The sequence below is a fragment of the Halorubellus salinus genome, assembly GCF_020567525.1.
GTDB lineage: Archaea > Halobacteriota > Halobacteria > Halobacteriales > Natrialbaceae > Halorubellus > Halorubellus salinus.
Window position 1 is genome coordinate 232,847 of record NZ_JAJCVI010000004.1, and the last position, 18,255, is coordinate 251,101.

The window sequence follows — 18,255 nt, forward strand, 5'->3', positions numbered from 1 at the left end:
TCGCACTCGGCGCCCGCCGGCACCGTTATTGACCAGGCGTGCGGATGCGCTCTATATGACAGCTGGATCCGGTGTGGACGACATGGACCTGCTCGCACGGGTCCTCCTCCCGGTCGCGAACGAGGCGGATGCACGGGCGACTGCCATCGCGCTCGAGCCGTACGACCCGGCGCACGTGACGGCGGTCCACGTGGTCGAGAAAGGCGAGGGCGTCCCCGATAAGACGCCCGTCGAACAGTCCGAAGCCGTCGCCGAGTCGGCGTACGCGGCCGTTCGAACCGTCTTCCCGGACGCCGACGATAGCACCGCGTACGCCCGAGACGTCGTCGCTGCGATCATCGAGACCGCCGAAGCGACCGACGCGACCGCGATCGCGGTCCGGCCTCGCGGCGGCGGCCGGCTCACACAGTTGCTCTCCGGGGACCTCACCCGGCAGCTCGTCACGGACGCACCACTCCCCGTCATCGTCCTTCCGAGCACAGAGGACCCGACATGAGCGAGACCGAACTCGCCAAGGACCTCGGTCTCGTCTCCGCGATGACGATCGGCATCGGCACCATGATCGGCGCTGGCATCTTCGTCCTCCCGGGCGTCGCCGCGAATACGGCCGGTCCGGTCGTCGTCGTCTCGTTCGTCGTCGGGGGCGTGATCGCGATGGTGAACGCGCTCTCGGTGGCGGAACTCGGCACCGCCATGCCGAAGGCCGGCGGTGGCTACTACTACATCAACAAGGCACTCGGGCCGCTGTTCGGGTCCATCGCCGGCATGGGCGACTGGATGGGGCTGGCGTTCGCGTCCGCGTTCTACTGCATCGGGTTCGGACAGTACCTGACGGTGTTCGCCCCGCTGCCGGAGGTCGCGTTCCTCAACCCGAACCAGGTCGGCGCGCTCTTCGCGGGCCTGGCGTTCACGGCCGTCAACTACCTCGGCGCGAAGGAGACCGGGAACGTCCAGAACGTCATCGTGTTCGTCCTGCTGGCCATCCTCACCGCGTTCGCCTTCGCGGGCTTCCTCTCGTTCGACTACGCCACCCTCACCGGCGACGGCGGCCTGGCGCCGTTAGGGACCAGCAAGATCCTGCCCGCGACGGCGCTCGTGTTCGTCTCCTTCCTCGGATACGCGAAGATCGCGACCGTCGCGGAGGAACTGAAGAACCCGGGCCGGAACCTCCCGATCGCGATCGTCGGGAGCGTCGCCATCGTCACCGTCATCTACGCCATCCTCGTCACGACGATGCTCGGCGTGGTGCCGTGGCCCGACCTCAGTCTCGACGCACCGGTCGCCCAGGCCGCGGAACTGTCGTTCCCCGCGTCCATCGGCCCCATCGGTGGCGTAGCTGCTGGCGCAGCCGCGGTGATGACCGCCGGCGCGCTCCTGGCGACCGCTTCCTCGGCGAACGCCTCCATCCTCGCGTCCGCACGCATCAACTTCGCGATGGGGCGGGACGGCATCGTCACCAACTGGCTCAACGAGATCCACCCCGACTACTCGACGCCGTACCGCTCGATCTTCCTCACCGGCGCACTCATCGTCGTCTTCATCGCCGCACTCGGCCAGGACATCGAGGTGCTCGCGAAGGCCGCCAGCGTCCTGCACCTCATCGTCTACGCGCTCATGAACGCCGCCCTGATCGTGTTCCGGGAGGCCGACGTCGAAGAGTACGACCCGGACTTTACCGTCCCGCTGTACCCCCTGACACCCATCCTCGGAGCGGGCCTGTCGCTCGGCCTCGTCGCGTTCATGGACGGTATCGAGATCGCGCTCTCCGCGGGGTTCGTCCTCGCCGCGATGCTCTGGTACTTCCTGTACGCGCGTCGCGAAGCGACCGAAGACGGCGTGCTCTCGGAGTTCATCCGGGAGCGAGAGGACGCGCTCCCCGACCAGATCGTCTCCGCGACGGACGCGGTCGCCCCGTCCGGCAGCGACGGGCCGACGATCATGGTCGCCGTCGCGAACCCGCGGACCGAGCGCGCGCTGATGACGCTCGCCGGCGCGCTGGCCAGTCAAGCCGGCGGGCGCGTACTCGCGACGCACATCGTCACCGTCCCCGACCAGACGTCGCTCGCCGCCGCCGCCGAGAACAGGGACCGCATCGACAGCACCTCCGAAGAACTGCTCGAAGCGGCGAAAGCGGACGTCGAACGGTTCGACGTCCCCGTGGAGACGCGGACCATCCTCTCCCATCGCGGCCTGGAGGAGGTGTTCGGTGCTGCACGAGCACACGACGTCGACACCGTCGTCATGGGGTACGGCGGCACGCGGTTCGTCGGCGGGCGCATCGAGTCCGCGATCGACGAACTGACGCACGACCTCCCCTGTGACTTCCTCGTGCTGGACGGCGAGGAGGTGCCGACGTCGGACGTCCTCGTCCCCACGGCTGGCGGCAACTCGTCGGACCTTTCGGCGGAAGTGGCCTCGGCGTTACGCGAAACCATCGGGATGGACGTCTCCCTCCTGCACGTCGTCGACGAGGGCGAGGAGGCGGCCGGCCGCGAGTTCCTGGAGGGGTGGGCTGGCGACCACCAGCTGGCGGACGCCGAGCTACGGGTCGAAACGGGAGACGTGGAAACCGTCATCGAGCGCCTCAGCGACGAGTACGGGCTCGTCATCGTCGGTGCGACCGACCGCGGGCTGCTGTCGCGAATCGTCCGGGACTCCCTCGCGTTCGAGGTCATCGAATCGCTCGACACCCCGGTCCTGTTGGCCGAACGACCGACCCGCCGGCCGCTCAGAGAACGCCTGTTCGGCCCTCGCTGACCGAGAACCCGCGAACCGCTCCGTTCGTCCCCCGAACCCGTCGACCGGGGCGCTCAGAAGTCCCGGAGGTCCTCGAGGACTGCCTGCGCGCTCCCGTCGGCGATGACTTCGCGGGCGTCGTCGATACCGGATTCGATGCTGTCGACGTCGTCGCGAGCGTACATCCGCAGCGCAGCGTTCAGCGCGACCGCGTCCGCGAACGCGTCCTCGCGCTCGCCGGCCAGCACCTCCTCCGTGATCTGTGCCGATTCGACGGCGACATCGTCGACCTGGAGGTCCTCCTCCTCGACGTCCATCCCGTACTCGGCGGTCTCGATCTCGTAGTCGGTGAGCTCGTCGCTCTCGGCGCGCCACTCGGCGACCTTCGTGTACCCGGGGCGGACGTCGTCGTACCCCTCCATCCCCTGGAACATCACGACCTTCGAGACGTCGCTCTCCCGGCTCTCCCCGAACGTGTTACAGACCTTCTTCGCGAACGCCAGGTGGTAGAACGACCCGAGGTGGACGTCCGCGTTCGCGGGGTTCGCGAGCGTCTCCACGGTGTTCACGAACGTCCGCACGCCCATGTTGTCCCGGCGCTCCCAGAGGTCCTGGATGCCGGGCGCGAACGCCGGCTGGTAGTAGAACCCGAACCCGGTCTCGTCGACCATCGCGGCCGAATCTCCCGGCGTGAGTTCGGTGTGAACGCCGAGTTCGTCGAGGACGTGCTTGTACGCGTCCTGCTTCTGCGTCGGGACGCGGTCGCCGCTGTGGACGACGACGGGCGTCCCGGCGGCGGCGGCGACGACCCCGGCGGCGACGCCGAAGATCATCGACCGGCCCTTCCCGTCGTAGTTCGCGCCGCAGTCCACGGGGTCGCAGTCGGGTTCGGCGACCTCGACGGTCTCCTCGCGCATCACGTCGACGTACGCGCCGAGCTCCTCGGGGCTGTTGCGCTTCCAGCGGTTCGCGAGCCAGAACGCGCCCAGGGTCGTGTGGTCGGGTTCGCCAGCGAGGATGCGCTGGAACGCCTCCCGTGCCTGGTCGCGCGTCATGTCCTCGGCGGACTTGTGTCCGCTCCCGACGACCTCCGTCATCAGGCGCTTCAACGGCCACTCGCCGAACCGCTGCTCTCCTGTTGCCATGCCCAGTGGTTGGAGCGGTCGCCGCAAAAGCCCCTCGGAAGCCCCCAGGAACTGGGAACGACCGCAGTCGTCCACGGGTCCCGCGAGCGGCCGGGAACGCTCGACCGAGAACCGGGAACGACATGACCCCGTGGGCGCGTAGGACGATACATGACTGATGCCGTCGACGCCGTCCTCTTCGACCTCGACGACACCCTCTGCGAGTATCGACGGACGAGCGCGGAACTGCTCCACGAGTCGTTCGACGCGGTCGGCGTCGACCCGTTCTTCGACGTCGAGGAGTACTACGCCGCCTACGAGCGCGTGGTGAACGACGACGACGACCACGACGGGATGCGCGAGCTTCGCGAGATCTGTTTCGCGGACCTCGCCGACGAGTACGGGTACTCGCGGGACCTCGCGTACGCGATGGCGGACCACTACGCGGAGAGCCGCGACCACACGGACGTCGACCCGCTCCCCGGTGCGCACGAGGCCGTGGAGGCGCTCGCGGCCGACCACGCGCTCGGCGTCGTCACGAACGGCGCGCCCGAGATGCAGGCCGAGAAGCTGTCCGCGCTCGACTTCGCCGACCGCTTCCAGACCGTCGTCTACGCTGGCTACGACGCGCCGGCGAAACCGGAGCCGGACGCGTATCACGCCGCGCTCGCGGACCTGGACGTCACCGCCGACCGCGCGGTCCACGTCGGGAACTCCCTGCGGACGGACGTCCCGGGCGCGCACAACGCTGGCGTGCGCTCCGCGTGGCTCCACGACGGTACCGCGAACCCGGACCCGGAACCGCACTACACGGTCGAGCGTCTCGACGACCTCGCGACGCCACCGTGGTCGGTGTGAGCGCACGAGCCGCGTGAGGGAAGCGGCCAGCGACCGATTCGAGCCCCGTGAGTGCGCCGGTCAGCGAACCTGGACGGGGAGTCGTTCGCTGGGTTCGGCCCTCTCGCGGAGACGCTCGATGCGGTCGTCCATCGGGGGATGCGTCGCGAGGAGTTTCGAGAGTGCGTCCTCGTCGCCGTGGACGAACAGCGAACTCCAGAGCCCGCGGTAGGGGTCGCTGGCGCGCTGGATGCGCCGGAGGCCGCGGGCGAGCGCGAGCGGGTCGCCGGTGACGTCGACGGCGCGGTCGTCGGCAACGAGTTCGCGACGCCGGGAGTGCGCGCGGAGTGCGAGCGTGAACGCCAGGAGCGCGAGGACGACGAGCTGGCCGACGCGATAGTGCGTGCGCCGGAGGTGGACGCGGAACGGCACGGGTTGGCGAGCGGAGAGATAGGTCGCGGTCCGGGAGACGCCGGCGACGAGCACGCCGACCGGGAGGAGTGCGAGGAACGCGACGCCGGCGACGGACTGGAGGACGCTCGACGCGAGCGTCTGCACGAGACCGTCGTACCCTTCGAGGTGCGCGAGCTCGTGCGCGAGGATCGCGTCGAGCTCCTCTGGGCGGAGGATGCGCGCGAGGCGATAATCGAGGACGACGACGCCACCGCCACGTGCACCGACCGCGAGCGCGTTCGGCGCGTCGAGCACCGCGACGTACACCGACGGCCGCTGGACGCCCATCCGTGCGGCAATCTCGTCGAGTCGCTCGTGGAGCCGCGGCGCCATCTCCGGCGGCACGTACTGCGCGTCCAACGCCGCCAGGATGCGCGTCGCACCGGCACGATAGCTCGCGTACCCGAAGAGGAGCGCACTCCCGACGACCCCCGTCACCACCAGCCAGAGCGACGGCGGGTCGGCGAGCACCGCCGACACCACGACCGCCAACGCCACCGCCAGCACCGCGTACAACGCGAGCGACAGCACGCCCGTGAGGACCAGCAACACGCGACGCCCACCGGAATCCATACCACAACCTACGCCCGCAGCGAGTAAAACACCACCGAGCGCAGCGAACGAACCGCCACCGAACCCGAACCCGACCGCACGACACGGCGGCCTGGCGGCCGCCGTATGCTCGTGCAGTCAGTCAGGCATGGAAACGGCGGCCTGGCGGCCGCCGTATGCTCGTGCAGTCAGTTGCGTTCCACCCTCGTGACCGTCCCGACGCCCTTGCTCTGGCCTTCGCGGAACACGAACCGCTGGCCTTCCTCGACGAGGTACGGCCGGAACTTGAACCGGACCGTCGTCTTGCCCTTGTCGCCGGGGAGAAGCTGGCCGCCCTCGGGGTGGAATATCGCGGCTTCGCTTATGGTCTCCAAGTGCACGACGGGCTCGTAGCCGTCGCCGATACGGGTCGGGTGGTTGAGTACCATCACCTCCGCCTCGAACTCGCGGACCGGCTCGGGGTCGCTGTCCCGGGGCACCAGCACCATCCCGCGCTCGATGTCGACCTCGCGAACGCCCTTGAGCGCGATACCGACGATGCGTCCGGCCTTCGCCTCGTCCACGCGGTGATAGTGCATCTCGATGCTCCTGGCTTCGACCTCGCGGAAGCTCCCGTCGGGCATCGGCCCCAGCAGGAGTTCGTCGCCCGCCTCCACCTCGCCGCGCATGATCGTGCCCGAAGCGACCGCGCCGACCCCGGTGACGGCGTACGTCCGATCGATGTACATCCGGAAGTCGCCGTCGCTCCCCGCGGTCTTCGGGAGACGCCGGAACACCTCGTCGAGCGTGTCCATCCCGCGGCCCTCGACGCTCGACGTGACGAACAGCGGGACGACGCCGTCGCCGACCTCGTCGACCGCAGCGTCGACGCCGTGGCGTTCGACGCGCAGCGGCGTCTTCCCGACGTCCCGCAGCAGCCCCTCGACCTCGCGCTCGACCTCCTCGAGGCGGTCGTCCGTGACGAGGTCCGCCTTCGTGATGGCGACCATCGTCGGCAGTTCCGTCGCGAGCAACACCCCGAGGTGCTCGCGCGTCGTCTTCGTCGGCCCGTCGTCCGCGGCGACCGTCAGCAGCCCGTAGTCGAGCTTCTGGCCGACGAGCCCGCGGATGGTCGTCCGCAGCCACGGTTCGTGCCCGACGGTGTCGACGAACGACACGAGCTTGTCGGACTCGTCGACCACGCGAGCGCGATCGGACTTCCGATGCGGGTTCTGCATCCTGACGGCCTGGTCGTCGCCGTCGAACCCGTAGACGGCGTAGGAGAGGTCCGCGGAGAGGCCGCGTTCGACCTCGTGCGGTTTCACGTCCAGGTAGCCTCGCGTCGCGCCCTCGCCGTCGTCCGCTTCGCCCGTGACGAGGGACCCGACGAGCGTCGACTTCCCGTGGTCGACGTGCCCGGCGGTCCCGACGACGATGTGCGCGTCGTCCGTCGAAAGCACGGCACCTTCGCGGATGGTGGCGACGCCGACGATGCCCTCGGCGTCGTCGACGGCGCCGGTGCCGGCGGACGCGCCGGCGTCGTCGACGCTCCACGTCTGCACGTCGTCGATGTGCGCGCCCGCCTCCTCGGCGAGCAAGCTCAGGACGTCCATGGACTCGGAGAACTCCGCGGGGGGAACGCCGGCGAGTCCGCCGTCGTCGGTGACGCCGACGACGTACGTTGCCTCGCCGTCCCCGGAGAGGACGCGATGCCGGAGTTGCGCCGCGAGCGATTCGCGACGGCCGTCCGACAGGTGGAGGTCCTTCCGGAGCCGCTCCTTGAACTCGACGCTCCCACCCTCGGACTCGCCGCGGTCGAGGGCGCGCTGCAACACGGCCCTGTCAGGGCTCATGTCGCCGCGTAAGGGAGAGACTCGCATAAGGCTTCCCGTCACACGGGTGTGTTTGTCACACGAGGGGTGGGGAGCGGGGTCGACCGCAACCTGTCGGCGCGCGACGCGGTCCGGCCGCGGCCGTCCCAGCGTGCGCGGCGTGCTCGCTACTGGGTGGCGTTCTGCGCGCTCTCGACGTTCCACAGCTCGATGCGTGCGCCGCCGTCGACGCTCTCGGTCGCCCCGACCGACCAGTCGTGCGCGTCCGCTATCTCCGCGACGATGGCGAGCCCGAACCCGGTGCCGTCGTCGCTCGTCGTCACGCCCGACTCGAAGACGGTCTCGTGGTCGTCCTCGGGGATACCCGGGCCGTCGTCCTCGACGTAGAACCCGTCCCCGTCCGGGAGCGCGCCGACCGTCACCGACACCGCGTTCTCGCTCCCGTCGTCCTCGACTGCGTTCCCGGACTGCGTGCGGGAGCAGGGAGAGCTGTGCTCGACCGAGTTCCGGAACAGGTTCTCGCAGAGTCGTTGGAGGCGACGTTCGTCCGCGTGGATGCGAGCGTCGTCGGCGACGGTGAACGTCGCGTCTCCGGTTTCGACGTTCGACCAGGCGGCGCTCGCGACCGCCGACAGGAAGACGCCGTCGGGGTCGACGACCGCACTCCCTTCGCGAGCGAGCGCGAGGACGTCCGTGATGAGCGTCGACATCCGATCGAGCGCGTCGCTCGCGTTCTCGAAGTGCACGGCGTCACCGGTCTCTCGTGCCAGCCGCAGACTTCCTTCGGCGACCGCGAGCGGGTTCTTCAGGTCGTGACTCACGACGTTCGCGAACTGCTCTAAGCGCTCGTTCGTCCGCTCCAACTCCGCCTCGCGGCGCTTCCGGTCCGTGACGTCGCGCGCCGCGCCCATGAACGCCGACTCGCCGTCGTACGTTATCTTCGCCGTCGACAACGCCATGTGGCGGACCTCGCCGTCCGCCCGAACGACTCGTGCCTCGCGCACGATCGGCCCCTCGTCCGCCGTTCGCGCGGTCTCCTGGACGTACTTGCGGTCGTCCTCGTGCACGAGCTCCCAGAGGTCCATCTCGTGCAGCTCCGCGACGTCGTACCCGGTGAGTTCGGAGACGCGGTCGTTCACGAACGCGAACGACGACCCCTGGTAGACGTAGATGCCGTCGTGACTCTGCTCGACGAGCGTCCGGTACAGTTGCTCGTTCTCGATGCGGTCGAGCGCCGCCGCTGCGTGCGACGCCAACAGCTCCGCGTGCTCGCGGTCGTACTCGTCGAACGCTCCCGGTTCGTCGCTGACCGCCTGCAGTACCGCCTTGTCGCCGACCGGAACCGAGAGCCCGCCGCGGAACGCGTCGTTCGACGGCTTCGCGACCGACGACGCCTGGAGGTCGTCGATGCGCGCGGACTCGCCCGTCTGGAACGTCTCCGCGACGACGCCCTCGTCGAGCCCGAACCCGTCGTTCGGCAGGTAGTCGCCCTCGTGGTCTCGCGGTCGCGTCTCGAAGCGGTCGCTGACGGGCGCCAGCACGAACACCCACTCGAAGTCGAGGATGTCCTCCGCGGCGTCCAGGGTCGTCCGGTAGACGTCCTCGTCGGTCGTGCACGTCTCGAGCTCGCGAGCGACCGCGTGCAGTCGTCGGACGCGCTGCCGGCTCTCCTGGAGTCGCGCTCGCGTCCGCGCTTCGCTCACCGCGCTCTCGATCCGGTTCGCGAGCAACTCGAACTCGCTCGAACTCCCGCTGCCTTTCTGGAGGTAGTCCGTCGCGCCCGCGGCGATCGCGTCGCTCGCCACGCGCTCCGAGCCCTTCGCGGTGAACAGGAGGAACGGCACGTCCGGGTCGTCGTCGCGGACGGCCTCCAGGACGTCCAGGCCGTCGTACTCGCCGAGGTCGTAATCGCAGACCACGCAGTCGAACGATGCCTCGTCGATGGCGTCGACAGCATCCTCGTAGCGCTGGTGAGTCCACACGTCGAACGTCCCGAAACGATCGAGGAAGGACGCAGTGAGCGCCCCGAACTGTTCGTCGTCGTCGACGTGGAGGACCCGAATCCCCCCCTCCATTCCTTACGAACCGCATACACCTGGGGGTACATAGCCCTAGTGGCTGTTGCTCGCGCGAACGCACGCACCTGGACGTCGATCGGTCGGTCGGGCAGGCGTTGGGGCGGTCTGGCAGGCGTTGGGTCGTTCAGTCGTCGGTCAGGCGTTCGTAGGCGGCGGTCACGCGCTTGAACGCCTCCTCGTCGCCGTCGGCGGTGTCCGGATGCACCTCCTTCACGCGCTCGCGGTACGCCGCGCGGACGGCGTCCTCGTCCGCGGTCGGGTCGAGGCCGAGGCGTCGGTACGCCTCTTCGGCGCTCGGGCCGTCCTGGCGCGCGACGCGACGGCCGCCGCGGCGCGCGCCCCCACGACCGCCGGCGGCGGCGCTCGCACGCGCTCGTCGACCGCCAGCGCGCGCCTCCCGGCGTCGTTCGCGGTTGATGCGACGACGCGCCTCGCGAGCGAACCGACTTCGGCCGCGCTGCGCGCCCTCCCTGGCTTTCTGCTCCGCGAACCGCGACCCGTCCGCGTTCACGCCTTCGGCGACGCGTTCGCGCATCCGACCGGTCGCCTGATACCACATGAAGTAGCCGGTTGCTGCGAACGGCAAGGCGACCGCGAGCACGAACGCCTCCTTGGTGACGATGGCGACGACGGCGAGCATCGTCGTCAGACCGGCGAACACCGACGCCAGCCCGAACAGGAGCGGGGAATCCCTCACGTCTCGACGGAAGGGCTCCGAACGCGTAAATCGCTCGGCTCCCCACCCCCTGCGAGTCACTCGGTCGCACCCCCATACCGACGCCCATGTGAATCAGACTCAAGAGGCGTCGCTGCGAAGACTGCCGTATGAGCGTCTCCGGGCTCTGCCAGATCTGCGAGTCGAACGCCGCCGAGGAGTCCTGCGAGCGCTGCGGTGCGCTCGTCTGCGAGCGGCACTACGACGGCGAGCACGCGATGTGCGTGTCCTGTGTCGCCGAGATCGCTCGCGGCGACCCCGGCGACCGCGGCGGCCGCGACGACGACCGCTCCAGACGCGACCCGGACGTCCCCGGCGAGTACCAGTTCTGACGGCCTCGTCGCGCCGTCGACTCAGCGGTCGTGACTGAACCACGCGGTCGACGGCGGCACGAGCCCGACCGCGACGCACGCGAGCAGTCCCAGGTACGCGAGCAGGCCGCCGGCGAGCGCGTTCAGGCCAGCTTCCGGGCGGAACGCCACAGCGCCTGCGGCCGCGAGCACGACGACGCCCACAGATAGCACGCGCACCCCCGCTCGCGCCCAGAGCGCCCTGACGGTCGCTGCGCGAGCGCTCAGGACGACCTCGAACAGGACTGCAGCGACCGCGCCCGCTGCGAGCGCGCCCGGTGACGCGTCCACGCCGACCGCCGCGGCGAGCGCGACGACGCCCGCGAGAACGCTCGCGGCGAGCGCACCGTCCTCGAGCCGACTCACGCGTCGAGGAACCCGTCCACGAAGAGACCGATACCGAGCAGCCAGAGCCCCACCGCGACCGCGATGGCGCTCACGTGCACGACCACCGAAGTCGTCCCGGTACCCAGTATCGGCGCGCCGAGCGCGTTCGCCGCCATCGCCGTACTGCGCTGGACCGACCCGGTCGCCTCCAGGACCGATGCCCACGCGAGCACGCCAGCGACGAACCCGACGCCGACGAGCGCGAGCCCGGCGCTGTACAACGACCGGACGACGCCGTCGAGCGGGCCGGCGGCGAACGGCCGCCCATCACGCGTAGCCATGGCAATAAATGACACGCTCGATGGTGATAAATCTGGCTCGACGACCCACGAACGCGACCAAACTGACAGACCCAGCGCGCGAACGCCCGTCCCAGCCCCGCGCTCGAGTCAGTCCCGATACACCGTCGCGCCCTCGCCGATCTCCGTCTGGTACGCGCGCGCCGACACCCCCGCATCGTCGAACGCCGAAAGCATCGCGCTCGCGACCGCTCGACGGTCACCGTCGCGACACACCGCGAGGACGCTCGGCCCCGCACCACTGATCGTCACACCCGTCGCCCCCGCCGCTTGCGCCGCGGCCTTCACCTCGTCGTACCCGTCGACGAGCTTCGCCCGACGCGGTGTCACCACGTGCTCCTCCAATCCACGCCCCACCAGCTCGGGGTCATCGCGATGCATCCCCGAGACGAGCGTCGCCGCCGACCCGACCGTCGCCACCAGGTCGTCCATCGACGCCGACTGCGGCACGACCTGGCGCGCGTCGCGCGTCGACACCACGACCTCCGGGAGGCACGCGACCAGGCTCACCGACGCATCCACCTGCAGCACGCCGTCGTCGCGCGCGATCGTGAACCCGCCGAGGATCGACGGCGCGACGTTGTCCGCGTGCGCATCACCCGACACCACCGCCTCGCCCTTCGCCGCGACGTGCACGAGTTCCTCCCGCGACCGCCCGCGGTCGTACAGCTCGTTCAACGCCACCGCCGCCGCCGCAGCACTCGCCGCGGACGACCCGAGGCCGGACGCCGGCCGCACGCCCTTGTCGATGTGGATGTGAGCCGGCGCGTCGAGCGCCTCCGCGACCGCACCGACCGTGTTCCCCTTCGGGTCCTCCGGGATGTACTGGCTCCCGACGCCAGTCACCGATATCGTCGTCTCAGCGGCGCGCTCGACGCGCACCACGTCCGCGGGCACACCGAGCGCCACGCCGAACACGTCGAACCCACTCCCCAGATTCGCGGAACTCGCCGGCGCCCGAACCGTCAGCATGCCCCCGACTTACCCGCCCCCTACGAAAAACCTAGCGGAGACCGCAACCGTCACTACCCGGTCCAGCGGAACTCGAACCCATCACCGCCCGGTCCGACGGAGCCCGTGACCGTAACCCGCCGATTCGACTCCCAGCGGGTCGGCGGCGGCACGTCGCCGACTCCGACGGGACTCCAACAGACCCATACCGACCGACGCCCTCGCCTCGCACATGACTGTCGGCATCGTCGGCGGCGGCATCGCCGGGCTCGCGGCCGCCCATCGCCTCCAGGAACGCGGCCACGACGTCCGCGTCTTCGAGGCGAGCGACGACCTCGGCGGGCTCGCCGCCGTCTACGAGACGCGCGGCGACCCCATCGAGAAGTTCTACCATCACCTCTCCAAGAGCGAGGAGACCATCGTCTCCCTCGCGGAGGACCTCGGCGTCGGCGACCGCGTCGAGTGGATCTACGGGAACGACGGCTACTACGTCGACGGCGTCGTCCACCCCCTGAACACCATCTGGGAGATCGCAGCCTACCCCCACATGAGCCTCTACGACAAGTTCCGGCTCGGGATGCTCACCATGGAGGTGGACGTCCGCGGCGGCATCCCGAGCTTCGACACGTACGACGACCTCGAATCCTTCGAGGACGTCCCGATCAAGAACTTCCTGCTCGAACACACCACGCGCGGCGTCTACGAGAACTTCTTCGAACCGCTGCTGGACGCGAAGTTCGGCGACCGCGTCGAGGACGTCTCCGCCGCGTGGCTGCTCGGCCGCATCAAGTTCCGCGGGGAACGCGACCTCCTCAAAGGGGAACAGCTCGGGTACTTCGACGGGAGCTTCGCGGTGCTCGTCGACGCACTCATCGACGCCGTCGGCCGCGAGAACGTCCAGACTGGTGCGCGCGTCGTCGACCTCGACGCGACCGACACCGATGCCGCCAGCGACGGCACGGTCGAATCCGTCACCGTCGAGACCGCCGACGGCCGCGAGCGCCACGACGTCGACGGCGTCGTCGTCGCCGCGATGCCGAACGTCCTGGAAGACCTCACGGGCTACCCCTGCGACGTCGACTTCCAGGGCGCCGTCTGCGCGGTCGTCACCATGGACCGCGCGCTCATGGACGAGACGTACTGGCTGAACGTCGCCCACGACGCGCCGTTCGGCGCGCTCATCGAACACACGAACTTCGTGCCACCCGAGCGCTACGGCGGCGACCACCTGCTGTACGTCGCGAGCTACGTGCAGTCCCAGGACGAATGGCTCTGGCAGGCCGACGACGACGAGGTCAGCGACCGCTGGCTCGACCACATCGCGGACATGTTCCCCGACCAGTTCCACGAGAGCATGGTCGAAGACGTCCGCATCTCGCGGAACCCACGCGCCGCGCCCGTCTACGAACGCGGCTACCTCGACATGGTCGTCCCCTACGACGTCGGCGGCGAAGCCACGGACGTCCCCGACGGCGTCTACTACGCCGGCATGGCCAGTCGCGCCCAGTACCCAGAGCGCTCGCTGAACGGCGGTATCGTCGCCGGCTACGAGTGCGCCGACCGCATCCACGACCGCGTGGACACCGACCGCTCGACGGTCGAAGCCAGCACGCAGTAACCCCCCGAGAACGAACTCGGGACTGGAAGGAACGAGCGACGCGAACGCCACGCGAGGCGCTCGCTCTGGAATCGGTACCCGAAAAACCGGGAATCGAAGTTTGGACCCGGACGGGAGACGTTTTCCACGGACCACGCGACCAGTGCTAGCTTTCGGTGGGCTCGCACCACCTCGGTCGACTACTGCCGACTTCGGCCGGGCTTACACCGGCGTGCTTGCGTATTCACGAAGATCGCTTACGCGACCTCCGTTACTTGGTCTTCGCCGCCGACCACCATGGTGGTCGACCAACGGTCCGCTACGGTTCTCCTTCGGAGCGACGACTTTGGAACCCTGTTACGGGCCCTTCAGTTGCTGCCCCTACTCCGACACGTCTCACCCACTTGCGCGGGTCGATTCGTGCCTTGAGCGTCCGGTGAGTCCCTTCGACTCCCGGCGACGTCCATACAGAGGGTCGCGGAGATAGTAAACCTATCTGCCTGTTACTGACCAGTTAGCCACAGCGTCTGTCGATTTCGACGTCCAAAATAGCTGGCGCTAACGCGGGCTGGCCCGACGATGGACCACGCGACCGAACGCCAGATCTGAGCAGACGTGGACGTAGGCGGCGAGAGGACGTATAGATTGCTGTGAGCCGTGGTCGACCCGCGCGTGTGTCGTGGCTGAGTCGACCGGACCTCGCTGGCGAACAGGCGGTGCAGTGGTCGAGCCCGCGAGTGACCGGGTCGACCGACGGCTGGCGCGAGGGTGCACCGCGCTCCCGTCCGGGCCGCTCGCGCCCGCGACTCACGTCACGTCGACCGTGGCCGCGGCTTCGTCCTTGAACCCTCGCAGGAACCGTCCCGGTGCGCACGCCGTCAGTCGTCGGCGACGTACTCCTCGGGGTCGACGTCGTCGGGTTCCTCCTGCCCGCCGACGACGATCTCGCCGTCCGCGGTCTCGACGTACACGTCGTCCGCGAACCCGCCCTCGGCGTAGGGATGGACCGGGTCTTCGAGCTTCTCCGGCGTCGACGGCGCGTCGGCGACGCCGTCCTCGGGATAGAAGTCGCCGAGCGGGTCGTCGACGGTGATGCCGTGGTCGTCGAAGAACTCCGCGTACCGGTCGCGGTGCTCGCCGAGCTCGTCGCTCGGGAACTCCATCATCTCCGTCCAGCCGTGGTTGTAGAAGTCGAAGTTCGCCTGGACGTGCGTGACCTCCCGGGCCTTCGCCTCCGGGTAGTAGTCGAGCGCGGCGACGTACGTGTCCATCGTCGCGTCGAAGAAGTCGTCGAGGTGGTCGCGGCGGTCCTCGCGATGGGTCTCGTCGGCCTTCCCGAGGAAGATGTCCGTGTGCATGTCGACGAGCTTCCCGCGAGCGACGTCCCCGAGCACCGGCGCGGTGAGCGCCTGCTTGAACGCGAAGTGCTTGACGTTCTGGCGTATCTTCATCTGTACGTCGACGTAGCGACTCCGCAACCAAGAACGTCCCGCTGGCGGCACCGTTCGGTCGCTCGCGGGGCCGTCGAGCGCCCGATGCGGCGCTCGTCCCAGGTGTCTCTCGGGCACGTCCGGCCACCCGACCGGTCGCGTCGCGGTCAGTCCACGTACGCCATCGCGTCCTCGGAGTCGCTCGGCGTTTCGACGCTGATCTCCTGGACGGGCTTGAGGTACGTGACGCGCACGTATCCCGCCCCCGCCGGTTCCACCGAGACCGTCTTCGCGGCCGCTGGCAGGTCCAGCACTTGCCCGTGTTTACGCAGTTCCGAATCGATTTTGAAGTTGGTTCCGTGCATGGTAACGCTCCGTTACTCGAGAAACACCCACTTTCCTCGAGTTCCGGCTTCACGAACCGTATCCCTCGGGGTCTTATGTCCCTTCCGAGAACGCCGCTAAACGTCACCCAACCGTCCGTTAGAATCATTCAACTGTCTGTAACGAGTCCGCAATCGTCTGCATCTGGTAACCAACGTATCGGTCGTACTCGACGAGGGACGCGCGAACGTGCGCCGGGCGTCCCGCACGCGCAGTCACGGCTCGACGAGACGAATAACGAAGCAAAGACCGACCGGGCGGAAACGCGGTCGCCGGCGAGGCGACCGCACGTGCACGCTACCGGTCGTGCCCGGTCACTGGAAGCCGATGCGCTTGCGTTCCTCCGCGTCGCCCTTCGGCACCTCGATGGCGCACATCCCGGCGTCGTACGTCGCCTTCGTCTCCTCGACGTCGATGGCGACGGGGAGCTGGATGGTGCGTTCGAGCCGCTGCGGGCACTCGCGCTGGAGGACGCGGTGGCCTTGCTTCGGTTCCTCGCTGCCGCGTTCCCCGGCGACGATGAGCTGGTTCTCGTCGGCGTACACCGAGATGTCGGCCTTCTCGAACCCCGGCATCTCGAGTTCGACGAGGTACGATTCGGGCGTCTCCGTGACGTCCGCACGCGGCATCGCGACCTCGGGCCCGCCGGCCGTCGGCTGCTGACCGCCGCTCGTTGCGCCAGCGGCGGCCTGTCCGCTCTCGGCGTGCATCCCGGCGTGCATCCCGCCGACGTCGCCGGCTTCAACGCCCGGCGACGCACTCATCGCGGCCTGTGCGGGCTGGGGGATACCCATGCTCTGCTGGGCGACGGGTATACCCTGCGGCGCGAATCGCGGATCGCCTCGATACGGGTTCGCCGCTGGATTCCACGCCATCAGTACGCCACCGGCATCGCGCCGTAGCGGACGCCCTGCACGCCCGGAGCCACGGCACCGCTAGCGCCCATGGTGACGTCACCGTACGGCCGGCTCGGCATCGATTGCGTCATCGACGCCTGCGAGAGCAGCGACCCGACCGTGGTCACGGTCCCGTCCTGGAGCGTCACGAGCTCGTCGACCATCGGCTTCGGGCTCGCGGTCTGGAAGCCCTGCTGGATGGGTGCGGGCGTGGAGACCCCGGACTGGACGCCCGGCGCCTGCGCGGAGTGGGCCTGCTGGTTCGGCTGCGACGCCCAGTCGAGCTGCTGGATGGGGAGGTCACCGCCGGTCGCCTGTAGCGGGATCTTCGATGCCGTCGACGCGTCAGCGCCGAAGCGCGCTCCCGTGGGCGACCGCTGGCGCTGTTCACCGACGGGTTCCTGAACGGACTGCTGGACGGACGACGGGAACTGGCGACCGGATGCGGACGCCATCGGGAGCTGGGTCTGGAACGCACCGACAGCTGCCTGGCGCGACGCGTCCAGCGACCGGTCGTCGATCCCGCCTCCGTGCGCCAGCGGGGCGTCGATCGCGCTCACGCCACCTGTCGAGAGCCACTGGCTCCCGACGCCCATCGCGGGTTGCTGAGCGAGGCCCTGCTGGCTGGGTTGCTGAGCGAGGCCCTGCTGGCTGGGCTGCTGGGCGAGGCCCTGCTGGCTGGGTTGCTGAGCGAGGCCCTGCTGGATGGGCTGCTGGGCGAGGCCTTGCTGGTTGGGTTGCTGAGCGAGGCTCTGCTGGTTGGGTTGCTGAGCGAGGCTCTGCTGAATGGGCTGCTGGGGGAGGGCTTGCTGGACGGGTTGGGACGCCTGGTGCCCTCCCGGCGCCTGGAACTGCTGGCTCGCGTACGTGGGCTGGGACGCTGTCGTATCGAACGCCTGCCTGCGCGACTCGACGCCGATGCTGGCCTGCGGGCCGTACCCCTGGGCCTGTAACTGCTGGTCGGACACCGGGATTCCACGCGGGTCCGTCAGCTGCCCCGGCGCCTGCTGGGTTCCGTACTGCTGTTGTGGGTGCTGCTGTTGGGTTCCGTACTGTTGCTGTGGGTTCTGCTGTTGAGTTGCGTACCGTTGCTGGGGGTACTGCTGCTGCTGGCTTCCGTACTGTTGGGAACCGAAGTTCGCGTCCGGGACGGACGCCTGTGCTCCTTGGCGCGCGCCGCGTGTCGCTTCGAGGGTTTGCTGGTCGGTGAACTGTGGGTCGGTCGACGCCATCGGATTGATGCTAGTGTTCTGGTACATTCGTTGATCTGTGGCTCGCGCGCTTACCGCTCGGCGCTTCGTGGAGCCACGACGAGACGAGGCGCGAAAACAGCATAAAGCGAGCCGATAGTTCACCGGAGTAGGTGCCTGGTTCGTGTTGGTAAGCCCGATAGCGGGGGCCGCATAACGACGTGGATACGAATTCCGTTCATCGTGACCTATCAGGGTAATCTACAGTTTCCGAGCGGTGGTGATTCGCAGGGTAACCGAGTCGCGCCAGTCGGGACGAACCGACGAGCAACCGGCCGCGAACGGACGGCAGTCGAATCCCCGTCGCCGTCACCTGGTCGGTACTGGACCAGTACCTCCACGACGCCAGTGCGACCGCGGACACCGTACCTCGCGCCGAGGGCGGCGCTTGCACGCGAAACGAAC

The 18,255-nt window shown here is 68.9% G+C and carries 17 protein-coding genes; 5 read left to right on the forward strand and 12 right to left on the reverse strand.

Annotated features, from left to right (window positions below; translation table 11 throughout):
• The first annotated feature begins 55 nt into the window (after positions 1-55).
• Positions 56-496: a universal stress protein gene (locus LI336_RS12410; RefSeq protein ID WP_227133450.1), complete on the forward strand. Its 441-nt coding sequence runs from the start codon at positions 56-58 to the stop codon at positions 494-496.
• Positions 493-2,757, forward strand: coding sequence for an amino acid permease (locus LI336_RS12415; RefSeq protein WP_227133451.1), 2,265 nt, complete (start codon positions 493-495; stop codon positions 2,755-2,757). The genes LI336_RS12410 and LI336_RS12415 overlap by 4 nt, the downstream gene beginning before the upstream one ends.
• A gap of 53 nt (positions 2,758-2,810) precedes the next feature.
• Here the strand turns inward: LI336_RS12415 and LI336_RS12420 are convergent, their stop codons facing one another.
• Positions 2,811-3,881 (reverse strand): anthranilate phosphoribosyltransferase, encoded by a 1,071-nt coding sequence (locus tag LI336_RS12420; RefSeq protein WP_227133452.1) that lies wholly within the window; start codon positions 3,879-3,881, stop codon positions 2,811-2,813.
• A gap of 150 nt (positions 3,882-4,031) precedes the next feature.
• Here LI336_RS12420 and LI336_RS12425 point away from each other — a divergent pair, with 150 nt between their 5' ends.
• Positions 4,032-4,718: an HAD family hydrolase gene (locus LI336_RS12425; protein WP_227133453.1), complete on the forward strand. Its 687-nt coding sequence runs from the start codon at positions 4,032-4,034 to the stop codon at positions 4,716-4,718.
• 60 nt (positions 4,719-4,778) lie between these two features.
• Here the strand turns inward: LI336_RS12425 and LI336_RS12430 are convergent, their stop codons facing one another.
• The 4 genes from LI336_RS12430 to LI336_RS12445 form a co-directional block, all read right to left on the reverse strand.
• Positions 4,779-5,723, reverse strand: coding sequence for a M48 family metallopeptidase (locus tag LI336_RS12430; protein WP_227133454.1), 945 nt, complete (start codon positions 5,721-5,723; stop codon positions 4,779-4,781).
• 167 nt (positions 5,724-5,890) lie between these two features.
• Positions 5,891-7,534: a GTPBP1 family GTP-binding protein gene (locus tag LI336_RS12435; protein WP_227133455.1), complete on the reverse strand. Its 1,644-nt coding sequence runs from the start codon at positions 7,532-7,534 to the stop codon at positions 5,891-5,893.
• Positions 7,535-7,680: 146 nt separating this feature from the next.
• Entirely contained in the window at positions 7,681-9,588 is a 1,908-nt protein-coding gene (locus tag LI336_RS12440) for a PAS domain S-box protein (RefSeq protein ID WP_227133456.1), read from the reverse strand.
• A gap of 127 nt (positions 9,589-9,715) precedes the next feature.
• Positions 9,716-10,288 (reverse strand): J domain-containing protein, encoded by a 573-nt coding sequence (locus tag LI336_RS12445; RefSeq protein ID WP_227133457.1) that lies wholly within the window; start codon positions 10,286-10,288, stop codon positions 9,716-9,718.
• Between the two features lie 128 nt (positions 10,289-10,416).
• Here LI336_RS12445 and LI336_RS12450 point away from each other — a divergent pair, with 128 nt between their 5' ends.
• Positions 10,417-10,638 carry a hypothetical protein gene (locus tag LI336_RS12450; RefSeq protein ID WP_227133458.1) on the forward strand — a complete coding sequence of 74 codons (222 nt, stop codon included), beginning with the start codon at positions 10,417-10,419 and terminating at the stop codon, positions 10,636-10,638.
• Positions 10,639-10,659: 21 nt separating this feature from the next.
• Here the strand turns inward: LI336_RS12450 and LI336_RS12455 are convergent, their stop codons facing one another.
• The 3 genes from LI336_RS12455 to LI336_RS12465 form a co-directional block, all read right to left on the reverse strand.
• A complete protein-coding gene (locus tag LI336_RS12455) occupies positions 10,660-11,022 on the reverse strand; it encodes a hypothetical protein (protein WP_227133459.1) in 363 nt (120 codons plus the stop codon).
• The gene (locus LI336_RS12460; protein WP_227133460.1) at positions 11,019-11,324 is read right to left on the reverse strand and encodes a hypothetical protein; all 306 of its coding nucleotides are present in this window, start codon (positions 11,322-11,324) and stop codon (positions 11,019-11,021) included. The genes LI336_RS12455 and LI336_RS12460 overlap by 4 nt, the downstream gene beginning before the upstream one ends.
• Positions 11,325-11,432: 108 nt before the next feature.
• On the reverse strand, positions 11,433-12,314 hold the full coding sequence (locus LI336_RS12465) for a homoserine kinase (RefSeq protein ID WP_227133461.1): 882 nt from the start codon (positions 12,312-12,314) through the stop codon (positions 11,433-11,435).
• Between the two features lie 211 nt (positions 12,315-12,525).
• Here LI336_RS12465 and LI336_RS12470 point away from each other — a divergent pair, with 211 nt between their 5' ends.
• A complete protein-coding gene (locus LI336_RS12470; protein WP_227133462.1) occupies positions 12,526-13,911 on the forward strand; it encodes an NAD(P)/FAD-dependent oxidoreductase in 1,386 nt (461 codons plus the stop codon).
• Positions 13,912-14,768: 857 nt separating this feature from the next.
• Here the strand turns inward: LI336_RS12470 and LI336_RS12475 are convergent.
• From LI336_RS12475 to LI336_RS12490, 4 genes are all read right to left on the reverse strand, one after another.
• Entirely contained in the window at positions 14,769-15,341 is a 573-nt protein-coding gene (locus LI336_RS12475) for a DUF6149 family protein (RefSeq protein WP_227133463.1), read from the reverse strand.
• A gap of 146 nt (positions 15,342-15,487) precedes the next feature.
• The gene (locus LI336_RS12480) at positions 15,488-15,634 is read right to left on the reverse strand and encodes a hypothetical protein (RefSeq protein WP_227133464.1); all 147 of its coding nucleotides are present in this window, start codon (positions 15,632-15,634) and stop codon (positions 15,488-15,490) included.
• A gap of 384 nt (positions 15,635-16,018) precedes the next feature.
• Complete coding sequence (locus LI336_RS12485; RefSeq protein ID WP_227133465.1) at positions 16,019-16,579, reverse strand: Hsp20/alpha crystallin family protein; 561 nt, start codon at positions 16,577-16,579, stop codon at positions 16,019-16,021.
• Positions 16,579-17,859 (reverse strand): hypothetical protein, encoded by a 1,281-nt coding sequence (locus LI336_RS12490; RefSeq protein WP_227133466.1) that lies wholly within the window; start codon positions 17,857-17,859, stop codon positions 16,579-16,581. The genes LI336_RS12485 and LI336_RS12490 overlap by 1 nt, the downstream gene beginning before the upstream one ends.
• Positions 17,860-18,255: the final 396 nt, after the last annotated feature.

Excerpts from the sequence above, each read along its gene's own strand:
- LI336_RS12410 (WP_227133450.1), top strand. The coding sequence starts at position 56 with ATGACAGCTGGATCCGGTGTGGACGACATGGACCTGCTCGCACGGGTC.
- LI336_RS12415 (WP_227133451.1), top strand. The coding sequence starts at position 493 with ATGAGCGAGACCGAACTCGCCAAGGACCTCGGTCTCGTCTCCGCGATG.
- LI336_RS12420 (WP_227133452.1), bottom strand. The coding sequence starts at position 3,881 with ATGGCAACAGGAGAGCAGCGGTTCGGCGAGTGGCCGTTGAAGCGCCTG.
- LI336_RS12425 (WP_227133453.1), top strand. The coding sequence starts at position 4,032 with ATGACTGATGCCGTCGACGCCGTCCTCTTCGACCTCGACGACACCCTC.
- LI336_RS12430 (WP_227133454.1), bottom strand. The coding sequence starts at position 5,723 with ATGGATTCCGGTGGGCGTCGCGTGTTGCTGGTCCTCACGGGCGTGCTG.
- LI336_RS12435 (WP_227133455.1), bottom strand. The coding sequence starts at position 7,534 with ATGAGCCCTGACAGGGCCGTGTTGCAGCGCGCCCTCGACCGCGGCGAG.
- LI336_RS12440 (WP_227133456.1), bottom strand. The coding sequence starts at position 9,588 with ATGGAGGGGGGGATTCGGGTCCTCCACGTCGACGACGACGAACAGTTC.
- LI336_RS12450 (WP_227133458.1), top strand. The coding sequence starts at position 10,417 with ATGAGCGTCTCCGGGCTCTGCCAGATCTGCGAGTCGAACGCCGCCGAG.
- LI336_RS12460 (WP_227133460.1), bottom strand. The coding sequence starts at position 11,324 with ATGGCTACGCGTGATGGGCGGCCGTTCGCCGCCGGCCCGCTCGACGGC.
- LI336_RS12465 (WP_227133461.1), bottom strand. The coding sequence starts at position 12,314 with ATGCTGACGGTTCGGGCGCCGGCGAGTTCCGCGAATCTGGGGAGTGGG.
- LI336_RS12470 (WP_227133462.1), top strand. The coding sequence starts at position 12,526 with ATGACTGTCGGCATCGTCGGCGGCGGCATCGCCGGGCTCGCGGCCGCC.
- LI336_RS12475 (WP_227133463.1), bottom strand. The coding sequence starts at position 15,341 with ATGAAGATACGCCAGAACGTCAAGCACTTCGCGTTCAAGCAGGCGCTC.
- LI336_RS12485 (WP_227133465.1), bottom strand. The coding sequence starts at position 16,579 with ATGGCGTGGAATCCAGCGGCGAACCCGTATCGAGGCGATCCGCGATTC.
- LI336_RS12490 (WP_227133466.1), bottom strand. The coding sequence starts at position 17,859 with ATGTACCAGAACACTAGCATCAATCCGATGGCGTCGACCGACCCACAG.